This is a genomic window from Cellulosimicrobium sp. BMG9.23 (genome assembly GCF_059159985.1).
This window is the reverse complement of record NZ_JBZGBZ010000005.1, coordinates 236,787-263,308: the sequence shown is the minus strand read 5'-3', so window position 1 is coordinate 263,308 and position 26,522 is coordinate 236,787. Positions and strand designations below refer to the sequence as shown.

23 protein-coding genes are annotated in these 26,522 nt (G+C 74.0%); 12 read left to right on the top strand and 11 right to left on the bottom strand.

The window, feature by feature from the left end:
* Window positions 1-6 precede the first annotated feature (6 nt).
* The 3 genes from AC4H2G_RS09965 to AC4H2G_RS09955 all read right to left on the bottom strand — a co-directional run bounded on the left by AC4H2G_RS09965 (window position 7) and on the right by AC4H2G_RS09955 (window position 2,834).
* The gene (locus AC4H2G_RS09965) at window positions 7-1,185 is read right to left on the bottom strand and encodes a GNAT family N-acetyltransferase (protein ID WP_494365593.1); all 1,179 of its coding nucleotides are present in this window, start codon (window positions 1,183-1,185) and stop codon (window positions 7-9) included.
* Window positions 1,182-2,417 (bottom strand): GNAT family N-acetyltransferase, encoded by a 1,236-nt coding sequence (locus tag AC4H2G_RS09960; protein WP_494365592.1) that lies wholly within the window; start codon window positions 2,415-2,417, stop codon window positions 1,182-1,184. Before AC4H2G_RS09960 ends, AC4H2G_RS09965 begins: the two co-directional genes overlap by 4 nt.
* A 150-nt stretch (window positions 2,418-2,567) precedes the next feature.
* Window positions 2,568-2,834 carry a GlsB/YeaQ/YmgE family stress response membrane protein gene (locus AC4H2G_RS09955; protein ID WP_494365591.1) on the bottom strand — a complete coding sequence of 89 codons (267 nt, stop codon included), beginning with the start codon at window positions 2,832-2,834 and terminating at the stop codon, window positions 2,568-2,570.
* A 169-nt stretch (window positions 2,835-3,003) separates the two neighbouring features.
* On the opposite strand from AC4H2G_RS09955, the gene AC4H2G_RS09950 reads away from it, so the two are divergent.
* Window positions 3,004-3,435 carry an RNA-binding S4 domain-containing protein gene (locus AC4H2G_RS09950; RefSeq protein ID WP_494365590.1) on the top strand — a complete coding sequence of 144 codons (432 nt, stop codon included), beginning with the start codon at window positions 3,004-3,006 and terminating at the stop codon, window positions 3,433-3,435.
* An 87-nt stretch (window positions 3,436-3,522) separates the two neighbouring features.
* Here AC4H2G_RS09950 and AC4H2G_RS09945 read toward each other — a convergent pair whose 3' ends face one another.
* The 3 genes from AC4H2G_RS09945 to AC4H2G_RS09935 form a co-directional block, all read right to left on the bottom strand.
* A complete protein-coding gene (locus AC4H2G_RS09945; protein ID WP_494365589.1) occupies window positions 3,523-4,239 on the bottom strand; it encodes a lytic polysaccharide monooxygenase in 717 nt (238 codons plus the stop codon).
* Window positions 4,240-4,479: 240 nt separating this feature from the next.
* Window positions 4,480-5,217, bottom strand: a complete 738-nt coding sequence (locus tag AC4H2G_RS09940; RefSeq protein WP_494365588.1) for a lytic polysaccharide monooxygenase — start codon at window positions 5,215-5,217, stop codon at window positions 4,480-4,482.
* A gap of 317 nt (window positions 5,218-5,534) precedes the next feature.
* Window positions 5,535-6,122, bottom strand: a complete 588-nt coding sequence (locus tag AC4H2G_RS09935; RefSeq protein WP_494365587.1) for a 1-acyl-sn-glycerol-3-phosphate acyltransferase — start codon at window positions 6,120-6,122, stop codon at window positions 5,535-5,537.
* 182 nt (window positions 6,123-6,304) lie between these two features.
* Between AC4H2G_RS09935 and AC4H2G_RS09930 the strand changes: the two genes are divergently transcribed.
* The 3 genes from AC4H2G_RS09930 to AC4H2G_RS09920 are packed head-to-tail and all read left to right on the top strand — an operon-like array spanning window position 6,305 to window position 9,920.
* Entirely contained in the window at window positions 6,305-7,534 is a 1,230-nt protein-coding gene (locus AC4H2G_RS09930; protein ID WP_494365586.1) for an ROK family transcriptional regulator, read from the top strand.
* A complete protein-coding gene (locus AC4H2G_RS09925; RefSeq protein ID WP_494365585.1) occupies window positions 7,531-8,454 on the top strand; it encodes a polysaccharide deacetylase family protein in 924 nt (307 codons plus the stop codon). Before AC4H2G_RS09930 ends, AC4H2G_RS09925 begins: the two co-directional genes overlap by 4 nt.
* Window positions 8,451-9,920: an MFS transporter gene (locus AC4H2G_RS09920; protein WP_494365584.1), complete on the top strand. Its 1,470-nt coding sequence runs from the start codon at window positions 8,451-8,453 to the stop codon at window positions 9,918-9,920. Before AC4H2G_RS09925 ends, AC4H2G_RS09920 begins: the two co-directional genes overlap by 4 nt.
* A gap of 63 nt (window positions 9,921-9,983) precedes the next feature.
* Here the strand turns inward: AC4H2G_RS09920 and AC4H2G_RS09915 are convergent, their stop codons facing one another.
* Entirely contained in the window at window positions 9,984-10,553 is a 570-nt protein-coding gene (locus tag AC4H2G_RS09915) for a MarR family winged helix-turn-helix transcriptional regulator (protein WP_494365583.1), read from the bottom strand.
* Between the two features lie 88 nt (window positions 10,554-10,641).
* Between AC4H2G_RS09915 and AC4H2G_RS09910 the strand changes: the two genes are divergently transcribed.
* Together AC4H2G_RS09910 and AC4H2G_RS09905 are read left to right on the top strand one after the other, a co-directional pair.
* Window positions 10,642-11,571: an LLM class flavin-dependent oxidoreductase gene (locus AC4H2G_RS09910; protein ID WP_494365582.1), complete on the top strand. Its 930-nt coding sequence runs from the start codon at window positions 10,642-10,644 to the stop codon at window positions 11,569-11,571.
* Window positions 11,568-13,916: an LLM class flavin-dependent oxidoreductase gene (locus tag AC4H2G_RS09905; RefSeq protein ID WP_494365581.1), complete on the top strand. Its 2,349-nt coding sequence runs from the start codon at window positions 11,568-11,570 to the stop codon at window positions 13,914-13,916. Before AC4H2G_RS09910 ends, AC4H2G_RS09905 begins: the two co-directional genes overlap by 4 nt.
* Window positions 13,917-13,969: 53 nt before the next feature.
* On the opposite strand, the gene AC4H2G_RS09900 is transcribed toward AC4H2G_RS09905, so the two are convergent.
* Window positions 13,970-15,175 (bottom strand): benzoate/H(+) symporter BenE family transporter, encoded by a 1,206-nt coding sequence (locus AC4H2G_RS09900; protein WP_494365580.1) that lies wholly within the window; start codon window positions 15,173-15,175, stop codon window positions 13,970-13,972.
* 76 nt (window positions 15,176-15,251) lie between these two features.
* On the opposite strand from AC4H2G_RS09900, the gene AC4H2G_RS09895 reads away from it, so the two are divergent.
* Window positions 15,252-15,815 (top strand): helix-turn-helix domain-containing protein, encoded by a 564-nt coding sequence (locus tag AC4H2G_RS09895; RefSeq protein ID WP_494365579.1) that lies wholly within the window; start codon window positions 15,252-15,254, stop codon window positions 15,813-15,815.
* On the opposite strand, the gene AC4H2G_RS09890 is transcribed toward AC4H2G_RS09895, so the two are convergent.
* The 3 genes from AC4H2G_RS09890 to AC4H2G_RS09880 form a co-directional block, all read right to left on the bottom strand.
* On the bottom strand, window positions 15,743-16,993 hold the full coding sequence (locus tag AC4H2G_RS09890; protein ID WP_494365578.1) for a PrsW family intramembrane metalloprotease: 1,251 nt from the start codon (window positions 16,991-16,993) through the stop codon (window positions 15,743-15,745). The two genes, AC4H2G_RS09895 and AC4H2G_RS09890, sit on opposite strands and share 73 nt — an antisense overlap.
* Window positions 16,994-17,196: 203 nt before the next feature.
* Complete coding sequence (locus AC4H2G_RS09885) at window positions 17,197-17,640, bottom strand: transferase (protein WP_494365577.1); 444 nt, start codon at window positions 17,638-17,640, stop codon at window positions 17,197-17,199.
* An 86-nt stretch (window positions 17,641-17,726) separates the two neighbouring features.
* Window positions 17,727-18,728, bottom strand: a complete 1,002-nt coding sequence (locus AC4H2G_RS09880) for a LacI family DNA-binding transcriptional regulator (RefSeq protein WP_494365576.1) — start codon at window positions 18,726-18,728, stop codon at window positions 17,727-17,729.
* A gap of 209 nt (window positions 18,729-18,937) precedes the next feature.
* Between AC4H2G_RS09880 and AC4H2G_RS09875 the strand changes: the two genes are divergently transcribed.
* The 5 genes from AC4H2G_RS09875 (at window position 18,938) to aspA (ending at window position 26,445) form a co-directional block, all read left to right on the top strand.
* On the top strand, window positions 18,938-20,224 hold the full coding sequence (locus AC4H2G_RS09875; protein WP_494365575.1) for an extracellular solute-binding protein: 1,287 nt from the start codon (window positions 18,938-18,940) through the stop codon (window positions 20,222-20,224).
* A gap of 8 nt (window positions 20,225-20,232) precedes the next feature.
* Entirely contained in the window at window positions 20,233-21,258 is a 1,026-nt protein-coding gene (locus AC4H2G_RS09870; RefSeq protein WP_494365574.1) for a carbohydrate ABC transporter permease, read from the top strand.
* Window positions 21,258-22,151 carry a carbohydrate ABC transporter permease gene (locus AC4H2G_RS09865; protein WP_494365573.1) on the top strand — a complete coding sequence of 298 codons (894 nt, stop codon included), beginning with the start codon at window positions 21,258-21,260 and terminating at the stop codon, window positions 22,149-22,151. The genes AC4H2G_RS09870 and AC4H2G_RS09865 overlap by 1 nt, the downstream gene beginning before the upstream one ends.
* Window positions 22,152-22,295: 144 nt before the next feature.
* The gene (locus AC4H2G_RS09860) at window positions 22,296-24,794 is read left to right on the top strand and encodes a beta-xylosidase/alpha-l-arabinosidase (RefSeq protein WP_494365760.1); all 2,499 of its coding nucleotides are present in this window, start codon (window positions 22,296-22,298) and stop codon (window positions 24,792-24,794) included.
* A gap of 115 nt (window positions 24,795-24,909) precedes the next feature.
* Complete coding sequence (aspA, locus tag AC4H2G_RS09855) at window positions 24,910-26,445, top strand: aspartate ammonia-lyase (protein WP_494365572.1); 1,536 nt, start codon at window positions 24,910-24,912, stop codon at window positions 26,443-26,445.
* Window positions 26,446-26,522: the final 77 nt, after the last annotated feature.

The window sequence follows — 26,522 nt, the reverse complement described above, 5'->3', positions numbered from 1 at the left end:
CGGCGCTCAGTCGGCCGCGTCCCCGGCAGCCTCCAGGCGGAGCTGCCACTCGGCGTCGACGCTCGCCGGCGCGAACCCGAGCGCGACGTTGATCGCGAGCATGTGCGCGTTCTCCTGCGCGTTCCACGTGTGGACGCGCCGCGACGTGGGGCGCGAGCGGGCGAGCTCGTCGAGCACCGCGACCTTCACGAGCAGGCCGAGCCCGTGGCCGCGGTGCTCGCGCAGCACGAGCGTGTCCTCCTGGAACACGACCTCCGGCTTGTCGTGCGGGTAGGCGACCATCGAGAACCCTGACAGCGTCCCGGTCGCGACGTGCTCGGCCGCGGCGATGACGTAGCCCTGGCCGCGGTCGTGGATCTCCTGGGACGCCGTGCGCACGCGCTGCGCGTCCCACGGGTCCTCCTCGATCTCCAGGCCCGCGCTCGGCGCGTCGGTGCTCATGCGCGTCTCGAGCACGGCGAACTGGTCGATCCAGGCGTCCGGCACCTCGTCCGTCCACACGTGCACGCGGTACCCGTCCGCGCGGCGACGGGCGTCGTCGCGCAGCGGGTCCAGGCGCTCCGCGGGGACGGGCAGCTCGAGCGTCGAGTGCCGCAGGACCTGCTCGAGCACGAAGCCGCGGCCGAGCACGAACGTCGTCGCGGCGTCGTGCCGGGGGATGCGGCCGCTGCCGGTCGGCGCCTCGATCGCGTCCGGCCCGGGCGGAGGCTCGGGCGCGAAGGTCGAGTCGGCCATGACGACCCGTCGCCCCGCCTCGCGGGCGATCGCCAGCGCGTCCTCCCACAGCGCGGCCCCGACGCCGCGGCCGCGGTGGTCGGGGTGCACGCCCACGTAGACGATCGCGGCGTGGGTGTTGCCCTGCAGCGGCAGGGCGATCATCGACCGGCCGACGACGTCCTCGGGGCGCGGCCCCCCGCCGTCCGCCGAGACCTCGGAGCCCGCGGTGCCGTCGCTGCCGTCGACGACGGCGACCCGCCGGACCGTGCGGCGGTACTCCCCGCTGGCCACGGTGCCGACGACCGTGCCGGCGTCGAGCGCGAGGTCGGTGTGGCCGTAGACGTCCCGGTCGATCGCCTCGCTGACGAGGACCGTGCCGTGCGCAGCCCAGGCGTCGGGGGCGTCGAGCGACACGGGGACGGCGTCGATCCGGATCGCCGTCGTGCTCGGACGGGTCGTGCTGCTCATGCGTCCTCCTGCTGCGTGCCGGCAAGGCTGCCGGTGGTGCTGCCGGCGGTGGTGCCGGTCTTCTTCTGCCACGCCGCCCAGCCGCCCGCGGGCCGGAAGCCCAGGGCGACGTTGATCGCGAGCATGTGCTCGTTCTCCTCGGCGTTGCCGGTGTGGATGCGCCGCGTCGCCGGGCGGGCGGCGACGAGCGCCTCGAGGTTCGCGACCTTGACGAGCATCCCGAGCCGGCGGCCGCGGTGCTCGCGCAGGACGAGCGTGTCCTCCTGGTGCGCGAACTCCGGCCGGTCCTTCGGGTACTCGAAGAGCGTGAACGCCGCGAGCCCGCCGGACGGCACGTGCTCCGCCGCCGTCATGAGGAAGCCGTAGCTCCGGCCGCGCAGCTGGGCGACCCACGTGCGGACGCGCTGCGCGTCCCAAGGGTCCTCCTCGTAGTCGACGCCGCCCACCGGTGCGTCGGTGCTCATGCGGGTGAACAGGACGGCGACCTGGTCCACCCACGCGTCCGGGACCTCGTCGGACCAGGTGACCAGGCGGTAGTCCTCGCCCGCGGCCGCGCGCGACTCGGCGCCGAACCGCTCGAGCAGGCCGTCGGCTACCGGGAGCTCGAGGACCGAGTGCCGGTCGACCTGCTCCAGCACGTACCCGTGCGCGAGCGCGAACCGGGTCCCGGGGGCGTCGGCGTCGACGCGCCCCGCTCCCGTCGTCGCGGCCACGGTGCCCGGCCCCGGGGCGGGCTCGGCGCCCTGCAGGGTGTGGCTGAGGAGCGACGTGCGCCCGGACTGCGCCGCGAGACGCTCGGCGAGAGCGAGGAGAGCCGTGCCGATGCCCTGCCCCTGCGCGGCCGGGCGCACGAACGGGTACAGCTCGGCCAGGCGCGGGTTGCTCGTGGTGGGGCAGGCCACGAACAGGTGCGCGACGACGTCGCCCACCGCGGGCGGCGGGCCGCCCGGGCGCAGGGACTCGGCGCGCGCGACGACGAAGCGCCGCTTCGTCGCGTACTCCTGGTGCCGCATGCCGGAGAGCGCGTCGCGTGCCTCGAGCGCCATGTCGTCGTAGCCGTGGGTCTCGCGCTCGAGCTCGTGGTCGATGTCCGCGATCGCACGGTACGCCCAGGCCTCGGGGGCGTTGGGGGAGCTCACGGGAGGGTCGTCGGCGAGAACCTCGACGAGGATCAGTCCCGGCGCGAGGTCGACGTCCGTGAGGGTCGCCGCGGTGCTGCTCGTGCTGCTCATGCTCTCAGGGTCACGCCGACCGCAGTTCGTGTCCACGGCTTTAGCCGCCGGGCGGCAGGGCGGCGACGTGGGGGCTCCCGACGACGGCCCGGCCCCGAAGGGCCGAGCCGTCGTGGTGGCTCTCGGTCGGCGGGCCGACCGGGCGGGCCGTCAGGCGCGCTTGCGGTTGGTGAACCACGACCAGATGAAGACGACGATGAGCGAGCCGAGGAGCGCGAAGCCCCATGTGCCGAGATCGAAGAACTCCTCGTTCACGTCCGTCCCGAAGATCGCTGTCCCGATGAAGCCGCCCAGGAGGGCGCCGAGGACGCCCAGGATCAGCGTGACGATCCAGCCGCCCTGCTGCTTGCCCGGGACGATCGCGCGGGCGATCGCACCCATGATGAGCCCGATGAGGATCCAGCCGATGATTCCCATGTCACGTCTCCGTTCCTGTAGGACACATCCCGCCAAAACGGGGCGGTCACCCCGAATGGCGTCGCTTCACCGTGGCACGCACGACCGCTTCTCGCACGCCGAGAAGACGTCGTGGGGCATGTCGTGGCAGGTCACGGGAGCAGGACGCCGGACCTCGTAGGCTCGGGACATGGCGACAGGCGGTGCTCCAGGCAGCTCGACGCGCGGTGCTGCGGGCGGGTCGACGGGCGGGACCGCGGCGAGCGCGCGCGTCGACAGCTGGCTGTGGGCCGTGCGCGTGTACAAGAGCCGGTCGCAGGCGACAGCCGGCGTCAAGGCCGGGCACGTGCGCGTCAACGGCGAGCGCGCCAAGCCGGCGACGAACGTCAAGGCGGGGGACCGCGTCGTCGTGCGCGGCGGTCTCGCGGAGAAGGTGCTGGTCGTGGAGAAGGTGCTGGTCAAGCGCGTCTCCGCCGCCGTCGCGGCCGAGGCGCTGACGGACCAGAGCCCGCCCCCGCCGCCGCGCGAGCTCTCCGTGCCGCTGGCCCTGCGCGACCGCGGCGCCGGCCGCCCGACCAAGCGCGAGCGGCGCGAGATCGACCGGCTGCGCGGCCGCGGCTGACGGTCATGCCCTGGTGACCGCCGACCGTGCGACCGTGGACCGTCCCGAGCCCGGGACGGTCCACGACGACCTGGTCGGCGGTGGGGATCAGCAGGCGCCGAGATCCTTCCAGACGCCCCACTGGCCGCTCTGGGCGGGGTTCTCGCCCGTCGTCCACCACTTGGCCTCGTAGGTCTTCCCCGCGTGCGAGACGCGCGCCCCACCGAGGTAGACGCCGCTCGTGGACCAGGCGGGTGCGGTGCACTCGCCCGGCGGGTCGGTCGGCGGGTCGGTGGGTCCGCCGCCCCCGGTGCCGATCGTCAGGTCGACGCAGTTGTAGAACGCCATCGGCGTGTTGGACACGTTCCAGCGGGCGAGGATCGTGTGGTTGCCCTGCGGCAGCCCGGTCAGCGTGTGGGAGATGTTGCTCGGCGGCTGCGCCCCGCCCTGGCTGAAGGTCTTGAACAGCACACCGTCGACGAAGTACTCCCACGTGCTCGTGTTGTGCGCCGCGGTGAGCTTCCACTGGAAGGTCACCGACGACCCGACCTGGGTGCGCGGCCACGGCTTGCTCGCGTCGTCGAGGATGCTGAAGCCGCTGCCGCCGGAGCACTGCATCGAGCCCTTGGCCGCCTCGACGCTCTGCGGCTCGTACTTGATGGGCCCGCAGTCGAACGACGTGGTGCCCTTCGCGCAGTGGTCCTGGCGGCTCGGTGGTGACGTGATCCAGCCGTGCGCGGACGCGCTCGGCGCGACGGCGACGGGGGCGATGATCGCCAGCGCGCCGACCACGGCGGCCACGAGGGTTGCTCTGAGCTTTCTCATGATGTATCGCTCTCCATCCGGTGGTGCGTGGGTCCTCACGGGCCCGCCTCGTCGCGGGCCGCACTCGGAGTCGAACCCTTCGACGCTACGAAAAAGGGAGGACCGCGGACAATCCGGTGAAGCACGTAGGTGGTTCCGCGTAGCGCGTCGTCCCGCGCACCCCCTGCACGCGCGGGACGGGGCACGACGGCGGCCGGGCAGGTCCTCGGGACCGGCCCGGCCGCCGTCGGCCTCAGTGCGTCAGCAGGTGCCCGTGAGCTTCCACGGTCCCCACTCCTCGGTGCCCGGGACGCTGTTCTGGGTCCACCACTTGGCCTCGTAGACGTTGCCGTCGTGCGAGACCTTCGCCCCGCCCGTGTACACGGCGGACGCGGACCACGCGGCGTCGGTGCACTCGCCCGGCTCCGGGTCGACGGGCGGGTCGGTCGGGTCGGGGTCGGGCTCGCCCGGGTCGGTGCCACCCGCCGTCACGGTGACGTCGACGCAGTTGTAGAAGGCGTTGACGGTGTTGGACACGTTCCAGCGCGCGAGGATCGTGTGGTTGCCCTGGGGCAGCCCGGTGAGGGTGTGCGAGATGTCCTTCGGGGGCTGCACCCCGCCGCCGTCGAACGTCTTGAACAGCTTGCCGTCGACGAAGTACTCCCACACGCTCGTCGCGTGGTTCGCGGTGAGGTTCCACTGGAACGTCACCGTGCTGCCCGTGGTCGTCCGCGGCCACGGCTTGCTCGCGTCGTCGAGGATCGAGTAGCCGCTGCCACCCGAGCACTGCATCGAGCCCTTGGGCGCCTCGACGCTCTGGGGCTCGTACTCGATGGACCCGCAGTCGAAGGACGTGGTGCCCTTCGCGCAGTGGTCCTGGCGGCTGGGCGGCGACGTGATCCAGCCGTGCGCCGACGCGCTGGGCGCGATCGCGATCGGGGCGACCAGGGCCGTGGTCGCGACGGCGACGGCGACGAGCGCCGCGCGGAGTCGTCTCATGGGGGACTCGCTCTCTGTGTCGGGAGGGCCGACATTCGTACGGAGTCCGTACAGTCGGCGGTGACCCGACGAACGGTATGCATGCCCTGCCCTCCGGACAACGCCGAGCGGCATCAGCCCCGCGCCTACGGGGATCCCCGTACGAGGGCGTCGCGTTCGCCGGGATCGCGCCCGTCCGGGCGGGCCCTCGGCCGGTCCGTCCCCCCCGGGCGGAGCACGTCGCCGGCGAGATCGTGTGGGGATCACGTACCCGGGGCCGGGCCCCGGGCCAGGACTGCGGACGACCGTCGCCTCGGAAGCGTCGGGCGGGCGACGCGTCAGGGCGCGGCGGGCGGCGCGTCCTCCTCGCGCAGGCGCGGCTCGGTGCGCGACGCCGGGTGCAGCCCGGACTTGTCGGCGTAGAAGGCGCGCACGACGTCCATGTCGGCGCGCACGTCGCCCGTGAGCTCGATCGTCGGGCCGAGGCCGGTGGTCATCGTCGTGCGGTCGACGTACCCGAGCGTCACGGGCAGCCCGGCCTCGCGCGCGATGCGGTAGAAGCCCGACTTCCAGTAGCTGCCGGCGCCGCGCGTGCCCTCGGGCGTGACGACGAGCGAGAAGACCTCACCCGCGGCGAGGCGCGCGACGACGTCGGTCACGACCCGGCTCGGGTCGCGCCGGTCGACGGGGATCCCGCCGAGCGCGCGCATGACCGGGCCGGCAGGCCCGGCGAACAGCGAGTGCTTGCCCAGCCAGCGGAAGCGGATGCCCGTGCGCCACGCGATCGCGAGCATGAGGACGAAGTCCCAGTTCGACGTGTGCGGCGCGCCGATGAGGAGCGTCGGACGCCGGGTGTCGTAGGGCTGGGAGCGCAAGGTCCAGCGGCTCGTCGCCCAGAAGGCGCGGGCGAGGGCTCGGCGGATCACCCCGTCACGGTACCCGTGGGGCGCGCCGGGACCGCCATCGGGGCGGCCCGGCGCACGACGGTCCACAGCGCGGGTGGATGCCGTCGACAACCGTCCCGGTGGATCGCTACCCTCCCGAGAAGGTCGGCCATCCCGACCGAACGCGCCGCGACCCGGCGCAACCGACCGTCGACGGAGACCAGATGGACACGCTGCCCGCAGGTTCCCCCGCGCACCTGCGCACGCTCAACGCCCGCGCAGTGCTGGACGCGCTGGGCCGCGACGACGCGCTCACCCGGCCCGACGTCGCGGCGGCCACCGGGCTCGCGCGGAGCGCGGTCACGCAGACGCTGCGCGCGCTGGTCTCGACGGGCGCCGTGGCAGAGGCCGGCCTCGACCGCGAGCGCCGTGGCCCGGCGGCGATCCTCTACCGCGTCGACCCGGACCACGCGTTCGGGCTCGGGGTCGAGGTCGCACGCGACCGTGTGCGGGTCGCGCTCGTCGACGTCACCGGCGCGGTGCGGGCGCGCGCGGAGCGCCGGGACGTCGCCGCGACCCCCGTCGCCCGGGCGCGGGCCGCCGCCGAGCTCGGGCGGGGCTGCGTGGCGGACGTGGCGACGCGCCTCGGGCGGGAGACGGGCGTCGAGGTGAGCCGCGCGGTCGCGGCGGTGCCGGCGATCGTCGGGAGCGACCAGGCGACCGTGCGGCGCGTCCCGGGCTACGAGAAGGGCGGGACGACGCTGCACGACGCGCTCGTCGACGCCCTGGGCTGCCCGGTCACGCTCGAGAACGACCTCAACCTCGCCGCGCTCGCCGAGCAGCGCGTCGGCGTCGCCGTCGGCGTCCCGACCTTCGTCGTGCTCGGGCTCGGCGGAGGCTTCGGCGCCGGGATCGTGGTCGACGGAAAGCTGCACCGGGGCGCCGCGGGCGGGGCGGGCGAGATCTCGTTCCTGCCGCACCCCGAGCGTCCCCTCGGGTCCGAGGTGCTCGGGGAGGGGTCGCTCCGGGTGGTCGCGAGGGAGTACGGGCTGTCCGACGACGTGACGGTACGCGACGTCGTCGACCGCGCCGAGCGGGGCGACGGGGCCGCGTCCGACGTCCTGGACCTCGTCGCGGAGCGGATCGCCGTCGTCGCCGGGACGATCGCCCTCGTCGTCGAGCCCGAGCTGTTCGTCCTCACCGACCAGGCGGCACGGGCACCGATCGCGGACCGCGTGACGCGCTTCCTCGCCGACCGGGTCGCCGTCCTCGGCCTGCGCGTTGCCCCGTCCACGCTCGGCCCCGACGCGGTCGTCGTGGGCGCCGCCCGCGCGGCGAGCGACGCGCTGCGCGACGACGTGGTCCGGGCCGCCGTGGCCGTCGACGTCGCCTCCACGGACGGCGCGACCGGCGGGGAGGCCGACGAGCCCGGGACCGACGAGGCCGCGTCGTGACCGCGCCGCTGACGTCGCGCCTCGGCCTCGACCCAGGCACGCGCGCGATCATCCTCAACGCCGACGACTACGGCATGTGCCGCGCCGCGAACCGCGCGATCGAGGGGCTGCTGCTCGCCGGGCACGTCGACTCCGCCTCGCTCATGGTCCCGTGCGCGTGGGCGCCCGACGCGCTCGCGTTCGCCGCCGCGCACCCGCAGGCCGACGTCGGCGTGCACCTCGTCCTGACGAGCGAGTGGACGCGCTACCGGTGGCGCCCGCTCACCGGGACGGGCACGTCCCTGGTCGACGCCGCGGGGTACTTCCCGGCGGACGTCGCCACGGTCGAGCGGCAGGCGCGCGACGAGGACGTCGCGGCCGAGCTGGCCGCCCAGGTCGAGGCGGCGCTCGCGGCGGGGGCGGACGTCTCCCACCTCGACAACCACATGGGGTCGGTCTACGGCCTCGAGACGGGGCGCTCGTTCCTGCCCCAGGTGCTCGAGCTCGCGGCGCGGCACGGACTGCCGTTCCGGCTCCCGCGCACGACCGACGGGATGGACCTGCCCCCGGGCGACCTCCAGCCGGTCCTCGACGAGGCGACGGCCGCGGCGGACGCCCTGGGCGTCGTCCTGCCCGACCGCCTGTGGACGCACCCGTTCGCGCTCGCGGGCGAGGGCACGCCCGGCGAGGAGGACTACGCGGAGGTCAAGGCCGGCTTCCTCGACCTCCTGCGCCGCGTCCCGGCGGGGGTCACCGAGATCTACCTGCACCCCATGCTCGACGACGACGAGCTCGCGGAGGTCGCCGACTACGGGGTGCCCAAGCGGGGCTTCGAGCACCGCCTGCTCGCCGACCCCGACGTCGCCGCGCTGATCGCCGCCGAGGGCATCGTCCGGGTCGGCTGGCGCGACCTGCGCGCGGTGCAGCGGGGCGAGAGGTGAGCACCTCGCGGAGCGAACCGTCGGTCCCGGGCGACCCCGCGACGTCGGGCACGGGGTTGCTGGCCCGGGTGCGCGACCGACGGCTCGTCGGCGCGCCGTCGCGCGCGCAGGTGGTCGCGTACGGGGCGTCCGCGTTCCCGGCGAACCTGCTGCTGCAGACCTTCTCCGCGTTCGTCGTGTACTTCTACGTCGACCACCTCGGTGTGCCCGCGGGCTGGGTCGCGGGCGCGATGGTCGCGCACGGGATCCTCAACGCGCTGCTCAACCCCCTCGTGGGCGCGGCGTCCGACCGGCGGCGCACGCGCTGGGGCCGGCGCGTGCCCTGGATCGGGCTGGGGGTCGTCCCCCTGGTCGTGGCGTTCGCCCTCGTGTGGATGCCGCCGCCGTTCGGGCCGGCGGGGCTCGTCGCGTGGTTCCTTGTCGTCGTCGCCGTGTACGACGTCGCGTACGTCGTCGTGGTCCTCAACATCTCGGCGCTGTTCCCCGAGATCTTCCGCACGACGGCGGAGCGCGCCCGGGGCAACGTGCCCCGCCAGATCTTCGGGCTCGTGGGCATGATCCTCGGCACGGCGGGTGCGCCGCTGCTGTACGGGACGCTCGGCTGGACGTGGATGGCCGTCGCGCTCGCGGTCGTGAGCCTCGGGTTCTTCGCGTGGTCGCTCCCCGGGATGGTGGAGCGGCCGGTGGACGAGGCCGCGATGCGCGAGCGCGAGGCGCGTGTGGGCCTGCGCGACCAGCTGCGCTACACGTTCGCGAACCGCGCGTTCGTCACGTACGTGCTCGGGTCGCTGCTGCTCCAGAGCACGACGGCGATCGTCCTCGCCGCCGTGCCGTTCTACGTGCGGTACGTGCTCGGCGGGGTCGAGGCCGACGCGACGCTCCTCCTCGCGCCGATCTTCGTCGCCGCGATCCCGTCGATCCTGGGCTGGTCGTGGGTCGTGCGCCGCGTCGGGCCGCGGACGGCGATGCTCTGGGTCGTCGCGGTGTACGGGCTCGCGACGACGCTGTACCTGATCCCGACCACCGTGCTCGGGGCCGCGCTGGCCGGCCTCGCGGTGGGGGTCGGTGTCGCCGGGCTCATGCAGGTGCTCGAGGTCGCCCTCGCGCAGGTCATCGACGACGACGAGCGCCGGACCGGGCTGCGGCGCGAGGGCATGTACTTCGGGGCGAACGGCTTCGTCGTGCGCGGCTCGGTGATCGTGCAGGCGGTGCTCGTCGCAGCCGTCCTCGGCGCGAGCGGGTACGTCGAGGGGGCCGCAGACTCGGTGGTCCAGCCCGAGAGCGTCGCGACGGGCGTGCGGCTCCTCCTCGGCGCGGTCCCCGTGGTGCTCGCGGCGCTCGCGTTCGTGTGCTTCTGGCTCTACCCGCTGCGCGGGCGGGGTGACGGTGAGGGCGAGGTACCGGTCGCCGACGCTATCGCCGATGCCGCCGCCTCACCGAACACCGCGGACCCGCTGCCGAGGTAGAACCCTGGTCCGCGAGATAGAGCCCTGGTCTGTGACCGGGGCTCTACTTCGCGGACTGGGACTCTACTTCGCGGACTGGGGCTCTATCTCGCGTGCGGCGAGCTCGTCCTCCGCGACGGCGCACGGGTCCGTGCCCGCGTCGACGTCGCGCAGGTCGCACGCGACGCGCCGCATGAGCGTCCGGAAGGCATGGCGCTCCTCGGGCGAGAGGCTCCGCAGGAGCGAGTCCTCGGCGTCGTGCACCTGGGCGGCGAGGTCCGCGAGCCGACGGCGCCCGGTCGCCGTCGCGACGACACGGCGCGCCCGGCGGTCGGCGGGGTTCTGCTGGCGCTCGACGAGGCCGGCCGTCACGAGGTCGTCGACGAGGTACGTCATGACCGTGCGGTCGATGCCGTGGTACTCGGCGAGCGCGAGCTGCGTGGGCTGGTCGCCCTGCACGACCGAGACCAGCACCTGGTATCCGCGGGTGCCGTGCGGCACGTCGACGAGGGCGTCCTCGACGGCGGCGCGATAGGCGCGCAGGAGCACGCCGAGGTGCCAGCCGAGGTCCTCGTGCCGACGCGGTGCCGTCGTGAGGGTCGGGGCGTCGTGCGGCCCGTTCGGGTGCGTCGTCGGCTGTGTGGACGTGGACATGCGACCAGGGTAGCGCGGGAATGCTGTTGCACCACCTATCTGTTGTAGATATGTTCTGCTCAACAACACATCTTCGGATCGAGGACGCATGGACTACGGCCACGAGCTCCGCTTCGGCTCCTTCATCACCCCGTCGGCCGCGTCGCCGCGCGACGTCGTCGACCTCGCCGTCCTCTCGGAGCAGGTCGGCCTCGACCTGGTGACGTTCCAGGACCACCCGTACCAGCCGGGGTTCCTCGACACCTGGACGCTCCTGAGCTGGGTCGCGGCCCGCACCGAGCGCGTGCGGATCGCCGGCAACGTCCTCAACCTCCCGCTGCGCCCGCCGAGCGTGCTCGCGCGCTCGGTCGCGAGCCTCGACCGGCTCACCGGCGGCCGGGTGGAGCTGGGTCTGGGCGCGGGCGGGTTCTGGGACCCGATCGTGGCGATGGGCGGCGAGCGCCTCACGCCGGGGGAGAGCGTCGACGCCCTCGAGGAGGCGATCGACGTGATCCGCGGGCTGTGGGACACGTCCACGCGCGAGCGTCTCGTCGCCGGCGGCGAGCACCACCGGGTCGACGGCGCCAAGCGCGGTCCCGCCCCCGCGCACGACGCCGAGATCTGGGTCGGCGCCCTCAAACCGCGCATGCTGCGCCTCGTCGGCCGGACGGCGGACGGCTGGCTGCCGTCGCTCGCCTACCTGCAGAGCTTCGAGGCGCTCGCGCGCGGCAACGCGACGATCGACGACGCCGCGCGCGACGCCGGCCGCGACCCCTCCGCGGTGCGCCGCCTGCTCAACGTCGGTGGCCGCTTCACGGCCGACAGTGGCAGCGGCTTCCTCCAGGGGCCGCCGCAGCAGTGGGCCGAGCAGGTCGCGGCCGTGACGCTCGAGCACGGCGTCTCGACGTACGTCGTCATGGGCGACGACCCGACGACCCTCGCCGTCGTCGGCCGAGAGGTCGCCCCCGCGGCGCGCGAGCTCGTCGCGGCCGAGCGCGGCACGACCGGCACGGCACCGGCCGAGGAGGCGCGCGCATGACCGACTACGGACACCCGCTGCGGTTCGGCACGTTCGTCACGCCGCTCGCCGACGACCCCGACGCGACGGTCGCGCGGGCCGTGCTCGCGGAGGACCTCGGCCTCGACCTCGTGACGTTCCAGGACCACCCGTACCAGCCGCGGTTCCTCGACACGTGGACCCTGCTGACCTACGTCGCCTCCGCGACCGAGCGGATCCACGTCGCGCCGAACGTCGTGAACGTGCCGATGCGCCCACTCGCCGTGCTCGCGCGCGCCGCTGCGAGCCTCGACGTGCTCTCCGACGGTCGCGTGGACCTCGCGCTCGGCGCCGGTGCGTTCTGGGACGCGATGGAGTCGATGGGGGTGACGCGGCTGTCCGCCGGCGAGAGCGTCGACGCGCTCGCCGAGGCGGTCGACGTGATCCGCGCGATCTGGGGCGAGGACGTCGCGCGCGCCGTCCCCGCGGGTCCGCGCGGCGGCGTCCTGCTGCCCGGGGACCACCACCGCCTCGAGGGAGCCGAGCCCGGACCGGCGACCACGCGCCGCATCCCCGTGTGGCTCGGCGCGCTCGGGCCGCGCATGCTGCGGCTGACCGGTCGGGTCGCCGACGGCTGGCTGCCGTCGTTCGGGCGCGTCGGGATCGACGGCCTGCGCGCGGGCAACGCCGCGATCGACGCCGCCGCGATCGCGGCCGGTCGCGACCCGCGCGAGATCACGCGTGTGCTCAACGTGTCCGGCGTCTTCTCGGTAGTCGAGGCGACGCCGCGCGGCATGGGCGCCCCCGACCTCGCCGGGCCGCCGGAGGCGTGGGTCGAACGGCTGCTGCCGCTCGTCGTCGGCGAGGGCGTCTCGACGCTCGTGCTCGCGTCCGACGACGAGGTCACCACCCGTCGTTTCGCCGAGGAGGTCGTGCCGGCGCTGCGGGCGGCGGTCGAGCGTGAGCGCACCACGACCGGCACCGACACGAGCCGCGTCGTCCCGACTGCGATGCGCGCCGCCCGCCGGTCGGGCATCGCGTACGACGACGTCCCGGAATCACTCGCCGAGCGCGCCGTCGAGCCCGGCGACGCCCAGCACGCGGCCGTGCGCTCGACGTACCTGCGCGGTGGCTCGCCGGGCCTCGTGCTGCGTCCGCGCGACACGGCCGAGGTCGTCGAGGCGCTCGCGTTCGCCCGCGACCAGGAGGTGACGCGACGGGTCCCGCTGTCCGTCCGCTCGGGCGGCCACGGGATCAGCGGCCGCTCCACCAACGACGGCGGGATCGTCGTCGACCTCGCCGCACTGGCCGGGATCGAGGTGCTCGACGACGCCACGCGCCTCGTGCGCGTGGGGCCGGGTGCGCGGTGGGGCGACGTCGCGACGGCGCTCGCTCCCCGCGGCTGGGCCATCTCGTCGGGCGACTCCGGGGGCGTCGGCGTCGGCGGGCTCGCGACCGCGGGCGGCATCGGCTTCCTCGGGCGCGCGCACGGTCTGACGATCGACCACGTGCGGGCCGTCGAGATGGTGCTCGCCGACGGCTCGGTGGTCCGCGCGAGCGACACCGAGAACCCGGACCTGTTCTGGGGAGTGCGCGGGGCCGGGGCGAACCTCAGCGTCGTCACGTCGTTCGAGCTCGTCGCGGACGAGGTCGGAGCCGTCGGGTTCGCGCAGATGGTGCACGACGCGTCCGACACCGCGAACTTCCTCGAACGCTGGGGAGCGACCGTCGAGGCCGCGCCACGCGACACGACGAGCTTCCTGCTCATGGGGCGCCCGCGCGCGGGGCAGCCCGTGGTCGCGCAGACGATGACGATGGTCGACTCCGACGACCCGGACACCGTGCTCGCGCGACTCCAGCCGTTCGCGGCGATCGCGCCGCTCCTCCAGCAGGCACAGGCGCAGATCCTGCCGTACGACGCCGTCGTGCAGGCGCCGCCGCGCGGGCCGCACGGTGGGTCGGGCGAGCCGGTGGCCCGGTCCGGCCTGCTCGAGCACCTCACGCCCGCCGCCTCGGCGCGGCTCGCCGGCCTCGTCGCGAGCGGTGACACGTACTTCTTCCAGATCCGCTCGACGGGCGGCACGGCGTCGGACGTCCCCGCCGACGCGACGGCGTACGCGCACCGGTCGGCGAACTTCGCGGTGAGCGCGATGGGCGCGAGCCGCGCGCGCCTCGACGCGCGGTGGGACGCGCTCGCCGAGGTCTTCACGGGCTCGTACCTGAGCTTCGAGACCGACCCCCGTCCGGAGCGGGTCGAGGACGCGTTCCCGCCCGCGACGCTCGACCGGCTGCGCGCGCTCAAGCGTCGTGTGGACCCTGGCAACCTGTTCCGCGACAACTTCTCGGTGCTCGGACCCGACGCGCTCGAACCGGCTCCCGCGAGGTAGAACCCCAGGTCGCGAGGTAGAGCTCCGGAAGCTCTATCTCGCGGTCTGCGGTTCTACCTCGCAACAGGCGGTTCTCTCTCGGCGGGCGGTGCCGGTGCCCGACGGCGCACGTGCAGCACCGCGTGGACGGCCAGTCCGGCGAGGATGGCCCAGAAGGCCGCGCCGATGCCGCCGACGCTCACTCCCGCGGCCGCGACGAGCAGCGTGACGACGGCGGCCTCACGACCCTGCGCGTCGGCGAACGCGCCCGCGAGCGCGCCGCCGAGCGCCCCGACGAGCGCGAGTCCCGCCGCGGCCTCGACGAGACCCGCGGGCGCGGCAGCGACGAGCGACGCGAGGCCGGCCGACGCGACGGCGAGCACGAGGTAGGCCCAGCCCGCGGTGTGGGCGGCGACCCAGCGCCGTCGGGCGTCGGGGTGGGCCTCCGGCCCGGCGGCGAGCGCGGCGCTGATCGCGGCGAGGTTGATCGCGTGCCCGCCGGCGGGCGCGCCGACGAGCGTGCCGAGGCCCGTGACGGTCATGGCCTCGCGCCACGGCACGCGGTAGCCGAACGACGCCATCACGGCGACGCCCGGCACGTTCTGCGACGCCATCGTCACGACGTAGAGCGGCACCGCCATTCCCGCGACGGCCTGCCACGAGAGCGCCGGGGCCGTGAGGTCGAGGCGAGGGACGGCGTCGGACCACGCCAGCGCGCCGGAGCCCGCGGCCGTCACCACGACGATCGCGAGCGTCACGCCGAGCGCCGCCGGAGCGGCCCACCGCGGCGCGAGGCGCAGCAGCACGAGCCAGACCACGACGACGGGCCCGACGAGCAGCGGCAGGTCGACGAGCGCCCGCACGGGCGCGATGCACAGCGTGAGCAGGACCCCGGCAAGCATGGCTTGCGCGACGGGCCTCGGGATGGCGCCCACGAGCTCGCCGAGCCGGGGCCACAGGGCGGTCAGCAGCACGAGCGCGCCGACGAGGCAGAACGCGCCGACTGCCGCCGGCCACCCTCCGGCGACGGCACCCGTCGAGACGAGCAGCGCCGCGCCCGGCGTGGACCAGGCGAGCGTGATCGGCGTGCGGTGGCGCCACGTGAGCCACAGGATGCCGACGCCCTGCGTGACGCACAGCGCGAGGAGACCCGAGGCCGCCTGCTCGGGCGTCGCGCCCACGGCCCGCAGCCCGGCGAGCACGACGGCGAACGAGCTCGTGAACCCCACGAGCGCGGTGACGAGCCCGGCGAGGACGGGCTGCGTGCGGTCGGACGGCATGACGGCTCCTCGGTGCGTTCTGTTCGTGGAACGGTACCAGGCAACGTTCCGTCGACGGAACGGTAGGCTCGAGGGCGTGAGCCACGACGACGCGTCGCGCGACCGGGAAGACGTCGCGCACGCCGTCGCGCGACAGCTCCGGACGCTGCGCACGGAGCGGGACCTGTCGATCTCCGGCCTCGCCGCGGCGGCCGGCATCGGCAAGGGCTCGCTTTCGGAGATCGAGCAGGGCTCGCGCAACCCGACGCTCGCGACGCTCTACGCCCTGGCCGGGGCGCTCCACGTCCCGCTCGCGGTGCTGCTCGCGGAGCGGGTCGGCACGCAGGTCTCGTCGGAGGGCGTCACCGCGCGCCTGCTCGACGCCCACCACGTGCCCGACGGGACCGCTGTCGAGGTCTACCACCTGCACCTCGACGCGGGCTCCCGCCGGGTCTCACCCGCGCACGGCCCGGGCGTCGTCGAGCACCTGCTCGTCACGGCCGGGACGCTCCGCGCCGGTCGCTCCGGAGCCGAGGCGGAGATCGGCGTGGGCGACGAGCTGCGCTGGGTGTCCGACGTCGAGCACTCCTACCAGGCGCTCGGCGGCCTGTCGGTGGACGCGGTCCTCGTCATCAGGACGCCGCCCGGCGCCGAGACCTGAGGCGCGCGGGCGAGGAACGCGGCGCGCGTCGTCGCCATGAGCGTGAGCAGCGCGCGCCGCTGGCCCTCCACGCGCCACGCCTCGACGATCCCGCGCGCCACGCGCTCGTGCAGCAGGGCGAGCTCGGTCGCGGCCTGCTGGTAGTCGCGCATCGCCCGGGCGGCACCGGGTCCGGCGGTGCGGCGGGCCCACTCGCGGGCCTGGCGCCGCGCCGCGAGCGTCGAGAGCATCGCGAGGTCGGGCGGCCCGACGAGGCCCGTCGCCCGGTACGGCGCGAGGTTGCGCGCGATCGTCGCGACGGTGCGGCGGCGGTCCGCGACGAGCACGGCGACGAGCGTCGCAAGGACACCGAGGCCCACGAGGTACGCGAAACCGAGACCGAGGTAGCCGAAGCCGGTCGACCCGTTCCACAGCGCGTGCAGCGCGATGGCCGCGAGGAGCCCGCCGATCGGCGCGAGGACCCGGCGCGGGCCGCGCGCCGTCATGGCCGCGCTGGCGACGCCCAGGCCGGTGAGGGCCGTGCAGAGGGGGTGGAGGAGCGGCGAGACGACGGCGCGGAGCACGAACGTCGGGCCCAGCGAGTCCGTCTGCACGGCGGTGATGAAGTAGGAGACGTTCTCGACCGCCGCGAACCCCAGCGCGACGACCGTCGCGTAGATGATGCCGTCGGTCCACCCGTCGAGCTCGTGCCGCCGGAACCACAGCATCCCGAACAGCACCGCGCCCTTGAGGATCTCCTCGATCACGGGTGCGACGACGGTCGCGACCGCGTACCAGCCGGTCTGCGCGCCGAGGAGCGGGCTCGCGATGAGCTCGAGGCCGAGCGTGTTGACGATCCCCGCGAGGAGCGTCGCGACGCCGGCGCCCCACAGGAACGCGGCGACGAGCGCGCTCGGCGGCTCGGGCTCGAGGCGGTCGAGCGCGAGCACGACGGGGAGCCAGATCCCGAGCGGCAGCAGGGCGAGCACGAGGCTCAGGCCGAACGACGCGCCGTCGAGCAGCGCGAGGGGGACCAGGCCGAGCAGCAGGCACACGCTCGACACGGCGATCGCGACGATGAGGCCGACGGGCGCCTTGCCGGGCAGCCGCCCGTCCAGCACGGCACGCGGGTCGAGGGGCTGCGGGCCGGGCCCGTGCTGCGGGGGTCCCGGGACGTGGCCGGGCTGCGGGTGCGTCACCCGCGGGATCGTACGCACCCCGCGCCGATCCGGACAGGGCTGTCCGCCTGGCAGGTCCGTCCCGCAGGTCCGTCCCGCAGGTCCGTCCCTCAGGTCCGGTGCCGAACCCCGGCCTGTGTCGCCGTCAGCCGCGTGATGGGCACTCAACCCGGGGTTCGGCGGGCGAGCCCGGCACCGCTACCGGTGGCGCGAGCCCGTCACCGCTAGGCGGCCTGGGACCACGCGGCCCGGCCGGCGGCCCGACGGCGCACGGTCGCGTCCTCCTCGACCACCGCGTCGGGCAGGACGACCGCGCCCGGCTCGACGACGACGTGTCCGCCGACGCGCGCGCCGCTCCCGACGCGGGCGCCGTCGCCGACGCGCGTTCCCGGGCCGAGGCGGACGTTGTCGCCGACGGTGACGTCGCGGCCGACGAGGCAGTCCTCGTCGAGCCAGCTCCCGACGCCGACCCGACAGCTCGGTCCGATCCTCACCCCGGCCTCGACGTACGTGCCGTCGCCGAGGGGGACGTCGTCGGGGACGCGGGCGCGCGGCGAGACGAGCCCGCCTCCGGTGTGGCGGACGTAGTGCAGGATCTCGCCGAAGTCGTTCTCGACCTGGACGCGACGGGCGACGCGGCGGCGGGTTCCGCGGGCAGCCTGGACCATGTGACCTCCTCGGGTCGGCTCGACAGGTTCTGCCTGACATAACGCCGATCCAGGGCGCAGGATTCCGGCGCACGGCGCCGGACGGGTCACAGGGCGCGGGTGCTCGCGCGCACGACGAGGTCCGTGGGGAGCCGCAGGTGGGCGTCGCGCGGCCGCCCCTCGAGGAGGTCGACGAGCATGCGCAGCGCCGCGGCGCCCATCTCGTGGATGGGCTGGCTGACCGTGGTCAGGGGTGGGTTGGCGAGCACCGACTCGGGCACGTTGTCGAACCCGACCACGGAGACGTCGTCGGGCACCCGTAGACCCAGCTCGGTCGCGACCTCCATCGTGCGGATGGCCGACAGGTCGTTGGCGGCGAAGACGGCGGTCGGCCGGTCCGGCAGCATCAGGAGCTCGTGCGCGGGGGAGTCGGCGAGGTCGGGGCGGTAGCCGCCGACGCGCATCAGCGCGGGGTCGACCGCGATCCCCGCGTCCTCGAGCGCCTCGCGGTAGCCCTGCTCGCGCAGGCGCGCGGACTCGAGGTCGGGACGGCCGCCGAGGAACGCGATGCGGCGGTGACCGAGCCCGAGGAGGTGCTCGGTCGCGGCGCGCGCGCCCGCGAGGTTGTCGGAGTCGACCGTGGGGGCGCCGGACAGCCCGCGGTGCGGGTCGACGGCGACCACCGGGACCGTGTCGCTGGGCGCCACCACGGTCGGGGTCACGATGATCGCGCCGTCGATCAGGGTCCCGGCGAGGCGTGACAGGTAGCGCTGCTCCCACCCGACGCGGTCGTCGCGGCGCAGGCCTCCCGAGTAGGCGAGGAGCTCGTACCCGGTGTCCTCGACGGCCTCGGAGATGCCCTTGAGGAGCTCGGTCGAGAACGGCTCGAACTCGGCCACGAGGATGCCGATGACGTTGGTGCGGCGGCTGCGCAGGCTGCGCGCGACGATCGACGACTCGTAGCCGAGGTCGGCGATGACCTCGTGGACGCGCGCGGACGTCTGGGGCGCCACCCCGTACCGGTCGTTGATCACCTTGGAGACGGTGGCCACGGAGACGCCGGCGGTGCGCGCGACGTCGCCGATGGTGACCCGCCCGGACGCTCGCATGGCATGACCCTAGCGCCTGGCCGGAGAGGCGGGCTGCCACGACACCCCTCCGCCCACAGCGTTTCGAAACCGTTATCGACAACGATTGACACGACCGCGCACGGGCTGCCAGTCTCGGATGCACCCGCTGCCGACGACGTGTGGCGGAGCGGTCCCCGACCGTGCAGCGACGGACCTGCAGTCTCGACTCGACGAAGAGGACGGATCTCATGAAGGCAAGGAAGCTCCTGGCGGTCACGACCGCCGTGGTCGTCGGAGGGCTCACCCTCGGCGCGTGCGGCGGGGGAGACGGCGGCGGCGCGGACGACGGCTCGACGGCGATGACGTTCTGGCACAACTCGACCACCGGCCCGGGCAAGGCGTACTGGGACGACACCGTGGCCGCGTTCGAGGAGGCCAACCCGGGCGTGACGATCGAGATCCAGGCGATCCAGAACGAGGACATGGACGGCAAGCTCCAGACGGCCCTCAACTCGGGCGACGCGCCCGACATCTTCATGGCCCGTGGCGGCGGCAAGCTCGCCGACGTCGTCGAGGCCGGCCAGGTCAAGGACCTCACCGACCTCGTCGACCCGGACGTCGAGGCGGCGGTCGGCGGCGCGCTGAGCGCGATGACCGTGGACGACACGGTCTACGGCCTCCCGGTGTCGATCCTGCCGGGCGGCATCTTCTACAGCGGCGACCTGTTCGAGCAGGCGGGCGTCACCGGTACCCCGGAGACGATCGCAGACCTCGAGGCAGCGGACGACCAGCTCAAGGCGGCCGGCATCGCGCCCGTCGCCCTGGGCGCCAAGGACGCGTGGCCTGCTGCGCACTGGTACTACTTCTTCGCCCTGCGGTACTGCTCGCAGGACACCATGAACGAGGCGACCGAGACCCGCACGTTCGACGCGCCGTGCTGGACCGAGGCCGGCGAGGCGCTCGCCGACTTCGCCGGGACCGAGCCGTTCAACGAGGGCTTCCTCACCACCTCGGCCCAGCAGGGCGCCGGCTCGTCGGCCGGCCTGCTCGCCAACCACCAGGCCGCGATGGAGCTCATGGGTGCCTGGAACCCCGGCGTCGTCGCGTCCCTCACGCCCGACGAGCAGCCGCTGCCCGACCTGCAGTGGTTCCCCTTCCCCGCCGTCGACGGTGGCGAGGGCGAGCCGGGCGCGATGATGGGCGGCGTCGACGGGTACTCGTGCCACGTGGACGCCCCCGACGCGTGCGCCGACTTCCTCAACTTCGCGCTGTCCAAGGAGTCGCAGGAGGCGTACGCGGACGCGTTCCAGACGCTCCCCGCGAGCACCGAGGCGCAGGGCGTCGTCACCGACCCGGCGCTCGTGTCGATCCTCGAGGCGTACAACGAGGCGCCCTACGTCTCCGTGTGGCTCGACACCCTCTACGGCCAGAACATCGGCAACGCGCTCAACACGGCCGTCGTGAACCTCCTCGCGGGGCAGGGCACCGCCGACGACATCGTCACGGCCGTCAACGACGCGGCCGCCAAGGAGTAGCTCGAACCATGACCGTGTCCCAGGGCGAGATCTCGCCGAGCACGACGACGCCCGAGGACAGGGCCGGGTCCGGGGGCGGTGCGTCCGCACCGACCTCGGACCGGTCCGAGCGGCCCCGGCGCGGACGGCACGGGCGCTGGCAGCAGCGCGCCGAGGTCGCCGTCCTCGCCGGGCCGGCGCTCGTCGTCTTCATCACGTTCGTCATCGTCCCCGTGGTGATGGCGGCCTACTACGGCTTCTTCAAGTGGAAGGGCTTCGGCCCGCCGACCGAGTTCGTCGGGTTCGAGAACTACCTCATCATCTTCCAGGACGCCGAGTTCGTCGCAGCGCTGCGCCACAACGCGTTCATCGTCGTGATGTCGCTCGTGGTGCAAGGCCCGGTCGCGGTCGCGGTCGCGCTCATGCTGAACCGGCGCATCCGTGGGCGCTCGATCATCCGCGTCCTCGTGTTCGTCCCGTACGTGGTGTCCGAGGTGATCGTCGGCACGGGCTTCAGCCTCATGCTCGCGACCAACGGCGCCGTCAACGACCTGCTCGACAAGATCGGCCTGTCGTTCCTCACGGCCGACTGGCTGGCCGACCCCGACATCGCGATCTGGACGCTGCTCCTGATCATCTCGTGGAAGTACGTCGGCTTCGCGGTGATCCTCTTCCTCGCAGGGCTCCAGGGCGTGCCCGACGAGCTCTCGGAGGCGTCGGCGATCGACGGCGCGTCGTACTGGCAGACGCAGCGGTTCATCACCCTCCCGCTGCTGGGCCCGACGCTGCGCATCTGGGCGTTCCTGTCGATCATCGGCTCGCTCCAGCTCTTCGACCTCGTCTACATCATCTGGGGCCAGTACGTGGCCTCCACCGCGGGGACGTCGACCATGGCGACCTACATGGTCGGGAGCGGCCGGCTCGCCGGGAACTACGGCTTCGGCAGCGCGGTCGCCGTCGTGCTGTTCCTCATCTCCCTCGCGGTGGCGCTCGTCTACCAGCGGTACGTCCTGCGCCGCGACACCGAGGGCGCGCTCACGGAAGGGAAGAAGTGATGGCCACCGTCACCGCGGCACCGACGCCCGCGCGCGCCCCGGGCGCCCCGGCCCCGAAGCCCTCCCGCGGCTCCGGCCTGGGCAAGGGCGGCCCGCTCACGTACGTCGTGGCGTACCTGTTCGTCGGGCTCTGCCTCGCGCCCATCGCGTACATCGTCATCGGCGGGTTCCGGACGAACGCGCAGATCACGGCCGACCCGTCCGGGCTGCCGTCGCCCTGGCAGGTCTCGAACTACGTCGACGTGCTCTCGGGCTCGCTGTTCTGGCAGCAGCTCGGCAACTCCGTCGTCGCCGGTCTGCTCACGACGATCGGCGTCGTGGTCCTCGGCCTCATGGCGAGCTACGTCCTCGCGCGCTACGCGTTCTTCGGCCGGGCCGCGATGTACTCGCTGTTCGCCGCGGGACTCATGTTCCCCATGACGGTCGCGATCACGCCGCTGTACATCATGATCCGGTCGCTCGGGCTCATGAACAGCATCGGCGGGCTCGTGCTGCCGCAGATCGCGTTCGCGCTCCCGACGACCGTCATCATCCTCGTGCCGTTCCTGCGGGCGATCCCGCGCGAGCTCGAGGAGGCCGCGGCGATCGACGGCGCGGGCCGGCTCGGCTTCTTCTTCCGCATGGTCGTGCCGCTGTCGCTCCCCGGCGTCGTCACGGTCGGCATCCTCGCGTTCGTCGCGAGCTGGAACAGCTACATGCTCCCGCTCTTCATCCTCAACGACGAGACGTCGTACACGCTGCCTCTCGGCGTGCAGGCGTTCGCGTCGCAGTACTCGGTGGACACCGCCCGGGTGCTCGCTTTCACGTCCCTGTCGATGATCCCCGCGCTCGTCTTCTTCTCGCTGTTCGAGAAGCGCATCGTCGGCGGCCTCACCGGCGCGGTCAAGGGCTGACCCCCGCCCCGTCCGCCGCCCCACCGCACCAAGGAGAACCCGTCCGTGACCGACGTCGTCCCTGCCGTCCCGACGGCACCCGCACCGCCCGCAGCCCTCGCCGCGGCCGCAGGAACCAGCCCGTCCGCAGCACCCGCAGCACCCCTGGCGCCGCCGGTCTCCGAGCGCGTGCGCGCGCTGCACGCCCGCATGACGCTCGAGGAGAAGCTCGCGCAGCTCGTCGGCTACTGGCTCGACCAGAACGGCACCGTCGCGCCGATGCAGTCGGAGATGACGGCGGGCCAGCAGGACGCGGGCCTGCTCCCGGAGATCACGCGGCACGGGATCGGGCACTACACCCGGGTCTACGGGACGCGTCCCGTCGACCCGGCGGAGCGCGCGGCGTGGCTGTGGGCCGAGCAGCGCCGCCTGCAGCGCGAGACCCGGCTCGGCATCCCGGCGCTCGTCCACGAGGAGGCCCTGCTGGGCCTCGCCGCGTGGAAGGCCGCGACGTACCCGACGCCGCTCGCGTGGGGCGCGTCGTTCGACCCGGCGCTCGTCGAGGAGATGGCGTCCCAGGCGGGTGGCTCGATGCGCCGGCTCGGCGTGCACCAGGCGCTCGCGCCCGTGCTCGACGTCGTGCGCGACCCGCGCTGGGGCCGTGTCGACGAGTGCATCGGCGAGGACCCCTACCTCGTCGGCACGGTGGGCACCGCCTACGTCCGCGGCCTGCAGGGGGCGGGCGTGCACGCGACGCTCAAGCACTTCGCGGGCTACTCCGGGTCGCACGCGGGGCGCAACCACGCCCCCGTGAGCGCAGGCCCGCGCGAGCTCGCCGACGTCTACCTGCCGCCGTTCGAGATGGCCGTGCGCGACGGCGGCGCGCGCTCGGTGATGAACTCGTACACCCAGGTCGACGGCGTCCCCGTCGCCGCGAACCCTGAGCTCCTCACGGACGTGCTGCGCGGGCGGTGGGGGTTCGACGGCGTCGTGGTCGCCGACTACTTCGCGGTCGCGTTCCTCGAGGTGATGCACCGCGTCGCGGCGGACCGCGGCGAGGCCGCAGGGCTCGCGCTCGCGGCGGGCATCGACGTCGAGCTGCCGTCGGGCGACGCCTACCTCGAGCCGCTCGCGGAGCGCGTGCGCGCGGGGCTCGTGGACGAGGCGCTCGTCGACCGCTCCGTGCTGCGCGTGCTCGCGCAGAAGGAGGAGCTCGGTCTCCTCGACCCCGACGCGTTCGCCGGCGGCCCGCCGCAGAGCATCGACCTCGACCCGCCCGCGCACCGCGCGACGGCCCGCCGGCTCGCGCAGGAGTCGCTCGTGCTGCTCTCGAACGACGGCGTCCTGCCACTCGGCGGTGGCGGGACGACGCCGGGCGCGACGCCGGGCGCGACGTCCGGCCCGAGGTCCGGCGCGACGTTCGGCACGGCACTGCCGAGGGTCGCGGTCGTCGGGCCGAACGCCGACCGCGCCGAGGCGCTCATGGGCTGCTACTCGTTCGTCAACCACGTGCTCGCGCACCACCCCGGCACGCCGCAGGGCATCGAGCTGCCCACGGTGCTCGACGCGCTGCGCGACGCCCTGCCGGGGACGGACGTCGTGCACGCGCCGGGCTGCGCGGTCGACGGCGACGACTCGTCGGGCTTCCCGGCCGCGGTCGACGCCGTGCGGGGCTCGGACGTCGCGGTCGTCGTCCTCGGCGACGACGCGGGCCTGTTCGGCCGCGGGACGGTCGGCGAGGGCAACGACGTCGAGACGCTCGAGCTCCCGGGCGTGCAGCGTGCGCTCGTCACGGAGCTCGTGGCGACGGGCACGCCCGTCGTGCTCGTACTGCTCACGGGGCGCCCGTACGCGATCGGCTGGGCGCTCGACGGCGCGGCGCCGGGCGGCACCGCACGGGGAGGGGTGGACGACGCCGGGCGGCGACCGGCCGCCGTCGTGCAAGGGTTCTTCCCCGGCGAGGAGGGCGGCCGCGCGGTCGCCGACGTGCTCACCGGCGCCGTGAACCCCTCCGGGAGACTGCCCGTCTCGCTCCCGCGCGCCGCGGGCGCGCAGCCGTACACGTACCTGCACCCGGTGCTCGGCGGGCCGTCCGACGTCACGTCGACCGACCCGACGCCCGTGCGCCCGTTCGGGTTCGGGCTCTCGTACACGACCTTCGCGTACACGGACCTGCACGTCGACACGTCCGCGCCCACGGACGGGGTGTTCGACGCCGCCGTGACCGTGACGAACACGGGCGACGTCGCGGGGACGGACGTCGTCCAGCTCTACGGGCGCGACGTGCTCGGGTCCCTCCCGCGGCCGGTCGTGCAGCTGCTCGGCTACGCGCGCGTCGACCTCGCCGCCGGGGAGTCGCGACGCGTGCGCTTCCGCGTCCCGGCGGCGCGCCTCGCGTTCTCCGACCGGCGTCTCGTGCGCGTGGTCGAGCCGGGCGACGTCGAGGTGTGGGTCGCCGCGCACGCGGGCGTCGCGCCCGCGGCGCCCCTCGGCGACCTGACCGGTGGTGCGATCGTCGCGCACGGCGCGACCGCGCGCCGGGCGGTCGCGGGCGAGGCGACGCCGCGCGCCGTCGTGACGCTCACGGGTGACGTCCACGAGGTGTCGGCGGCCGACGCGCGGATCGTCGACGTGGAGGTGGAGCGGTCGGCTCGGACGCGCTGACCGCCCACCGCCTCACCCGCCGAGACGTGAGTTTCTGCCCCTGATCCGCCCCGATCGAGGGCGGAAGCTCACGTCTCGGCGCGTGCCGCGCGCCCGGCGGCGATACGGTCGAGGCATGTCGTCGAGTGCCCGGACGCGGATCGAGGAGGACCTGCTCGGCCGGACCGAGGTGCCGGCAGACGCCTACTACGGCATCCACACGGTCCGCGCGACGCGGAACTTCCGCATCTCGGGCACGACGATCGGCGACGTGCCCGAGATGGTCCGCGGCATGGTCATGGTGAAGAAGGCTGCGGCGCTCGCGAACCGCGAGCTGCGCACGATCCAGCGCGACATCGCGGACGCGATCGTCGCGGCGTGCGACGCGATCCTCGTCGACGGACGCTGCCTCGACCAGTTCCCCGTCGACGTGTTCCAGGGCGGCGCCGGGACGAGCGTCAACATGAACACGAACGAGGTCGTCGCGAACCTCGCGCTCGAGCTCGCGGGGTTCGACAAGGGGCGCTACGACGTCATCAACCCCAACGACCACGTGAACCGGTCGCAGTCCACGAACGACGCCTACCCGACGGGGTTCCGGCTCGCCGTGCACGTGCTCGTCGGGCGGCTGCAGGGCGAGGTCCGGCTGCTGGAGCGCGCGTTCGACGAGAAGGCGTCGGAGTTCGCCGACGTCCTGAAGATGGGCCGGACGCAGCTCCAGGACGCCGTGCCGATGAGCCTGGGCCAGGAGTTCGCGGGGTTCTCCGTGAACGTCGGCGAGGAGGTCAAGCGTCTCGCCGCCGCGGCCGACCTGCTGCTCGAGGTCAACCTCGGCGCGACGGCGATCGGCACCGGCCTCAACACGCCGCCCGGGTATCCGAAGGTCGCGACGCGCCGCCTCGCCGAGGTCAGCGGGCTCGCGACGGTCCCGGCGGAGAACCTCGTCGAGGCGACCTACGACAACGGTGCCTACCTCGCCGTGCACTCCGCGCTCAAGCGCCTCGCGGCCAAGCTCTCGAAGATCTGCAACGACCTGCGGCTGCTGTCGTCGGGACCGCGCGCCGGCCTCGGCGAGATCAACCTGCCCGAGCTGCAGGCCGGCTCGTCGATCATGCCCGCCAAGGTGAACCCGGTGATCCCCGAGGTCGTCAACCAGGTGTGCTTCAAGGTCATGGGCAACGACGTGACCATCACGCACGCGGCCGAGGCGGGGCAGCTCCAGCTCAACGTCATGGAGCCCGTGCTCGCGCAGGCGATGTTCGAGTCGCTGCGGCTGCTGACGAACGCGTGCGAGTCGCTGCGCACGGCGTGCGTCGCGGGCATCACCGCCAACGTCGAGGTGTGCCGACGGCACGTGCTCGACTCGATCGGCATCGTCACGTACCTCAACGAGATCATCGGGCACCGCAACGGCGACCTCGTCGGGGCAGAGGCGGCGCGTACGGGAGCGTCCGTGCGCGACGTCGTCGTGGCGCGCGGGCTGCTCACCGCCGCGGAGGTCGACGCCGTCCTCACGACGGAGAACTTCCTGCGCCCGCGGTACACCGGCCGCTACTTCGAGCCCGACGAGCGCGGGCTGCCGGCAGCGGGGGAGGAGGGCGAGTCGTCGCGGGTCGTCGAGTCCGACGACGCGGGCGGCGCGCCGAGCGACCCGGAGCCCGAGGGCGTCTGACGGCCGGCCCGCGAGGTCGACCCGTCCGTCGTGAGATCGACCCACTGAAGGTCGATCTCGCGACGGACGGGTCGATC

Bases quoted from the DNA above. Each gene is read 5' to 3' on its own strand.
- AC4H2G_RS09965 (WP_494365593.1), bottom strand. From the start codon at position 1,185: ATGAGCAGCACGACCCGTCCGAGCACGACGGCGATCCGGATCGACGCC.
- AC4H2G_RS09960 (WP_494365592.1), bottom strand. From the start codon at position 2,417: ATGAGCAGCACGAGCAGCACCGCGGCGACCCTCACGGACGTCGACCTC.
- AC4H2G_RS09955 (WP_494365591.1), bottom strand. From the start codon at position 2,834: ATGGGAATCATCGGCTGGATCCTCATCGGGCTCATCATGGGTGCGATC.
- AC4H2G_RS09950 (WP_494365590.1), top strand. From the start codon at position 3,004: ATGGCGACAGGCGGTGCTCCAGGCAGCTCGACGCGCGGTGCTGCGGGC.
- AC4H2G_RS09945 (WP_494365589.1), bottom strand. From the start codon at position 4,239: ATGAGAAAGCTCAGAGCAACCCTCGTGGCCGCCGTGGTCGGCGCGCTG.
- AC4H2G_RS09940 (WP_494365588.1), bottom strand. From the start codon at position 5,217: ATGAGACGACTCCGCGCGGCGCTCGTCGCCGTCGCCGTCGCGACCACG.
- AC4H2G_RS09930 (WP_494365586.1), top strand. From the start codon at position 6,305: ATGGACACGCTGCCCGCAGGTTCCCCCGCGCACCTGCGCACGCTCAAC.
- AC4H2G_RS09915 (WP_494365583.1), bottom strand. From the start codon at position 10,553: ATGTCCACGTCCACACAGCCGACGACGCACCCGAACGGGCCGCACGAC.
- AC4H2G_RS09910 (WP_494365582.1), top strand. From the start codon at position 10,642: ATGGACTACGGCCACGAGCTCCGCTTCGGCTCCTTCATCACCCCGTCG.
- AC4H2G_RS09905 (WP_494365581.1), top strand. From the start codon at position 11,568: ATGACCGACTACGGACACCCGCTGCGGTTCGGCACGTTCGTCACGCCG.
- AC4H2G_RS09900 (WP_494365580.1), bottom strand. From the start codon at position 15,175: ATGCCGTCCGACCGCACGCAGCCCGTCCTCGCCGGGCTCGTCACCGCG.
- AC4H2G_RS09885 (WP_494365577.1), bottom strand. From the start codon at position 17,640: ATGGTCCAGGCTGCCCGCGGAACCCGCCGCCGCGTCGCCCGTCGCGTC.
- AC4H2G_RS09880 (WP_494365576.1), bottom strand. From the start codon at position 18,728: ATGCGAGCGTCCGGGCGGGTCACCATCGGCGACGTCGCGCGCACCGCC.
- AC4H2G_RS09875 (WP_494365575.1), top strand. From the start codon at position 18,938: ATGAAGGCAAGGAAGCTCCTGGCGGTCACGACCGCCGTGGTCGTCGGA.
- AC4H2G_RS09870 (WP_494365574.1), top strand. From the start codon at position 20,233: ATGACCGTGTCCCAGGGCGAGATCTCGCCGAGCACGACGACGCCCGAG.
- AC4H2G_RS09865 (WP_494365573.1), top strand. From the start codon at position 21,258: ATGGCCACCGTCACCGCGGCACCGACGCCCGCGCGCGCCCCGGGCGCC.
- aspA (WP_494365572.1), top strand. From the start codon at position 24,910: ATGTCGTCGAGTGCCCGGACGCGGATCGAGGAGGACCTGCTCGGCCGG.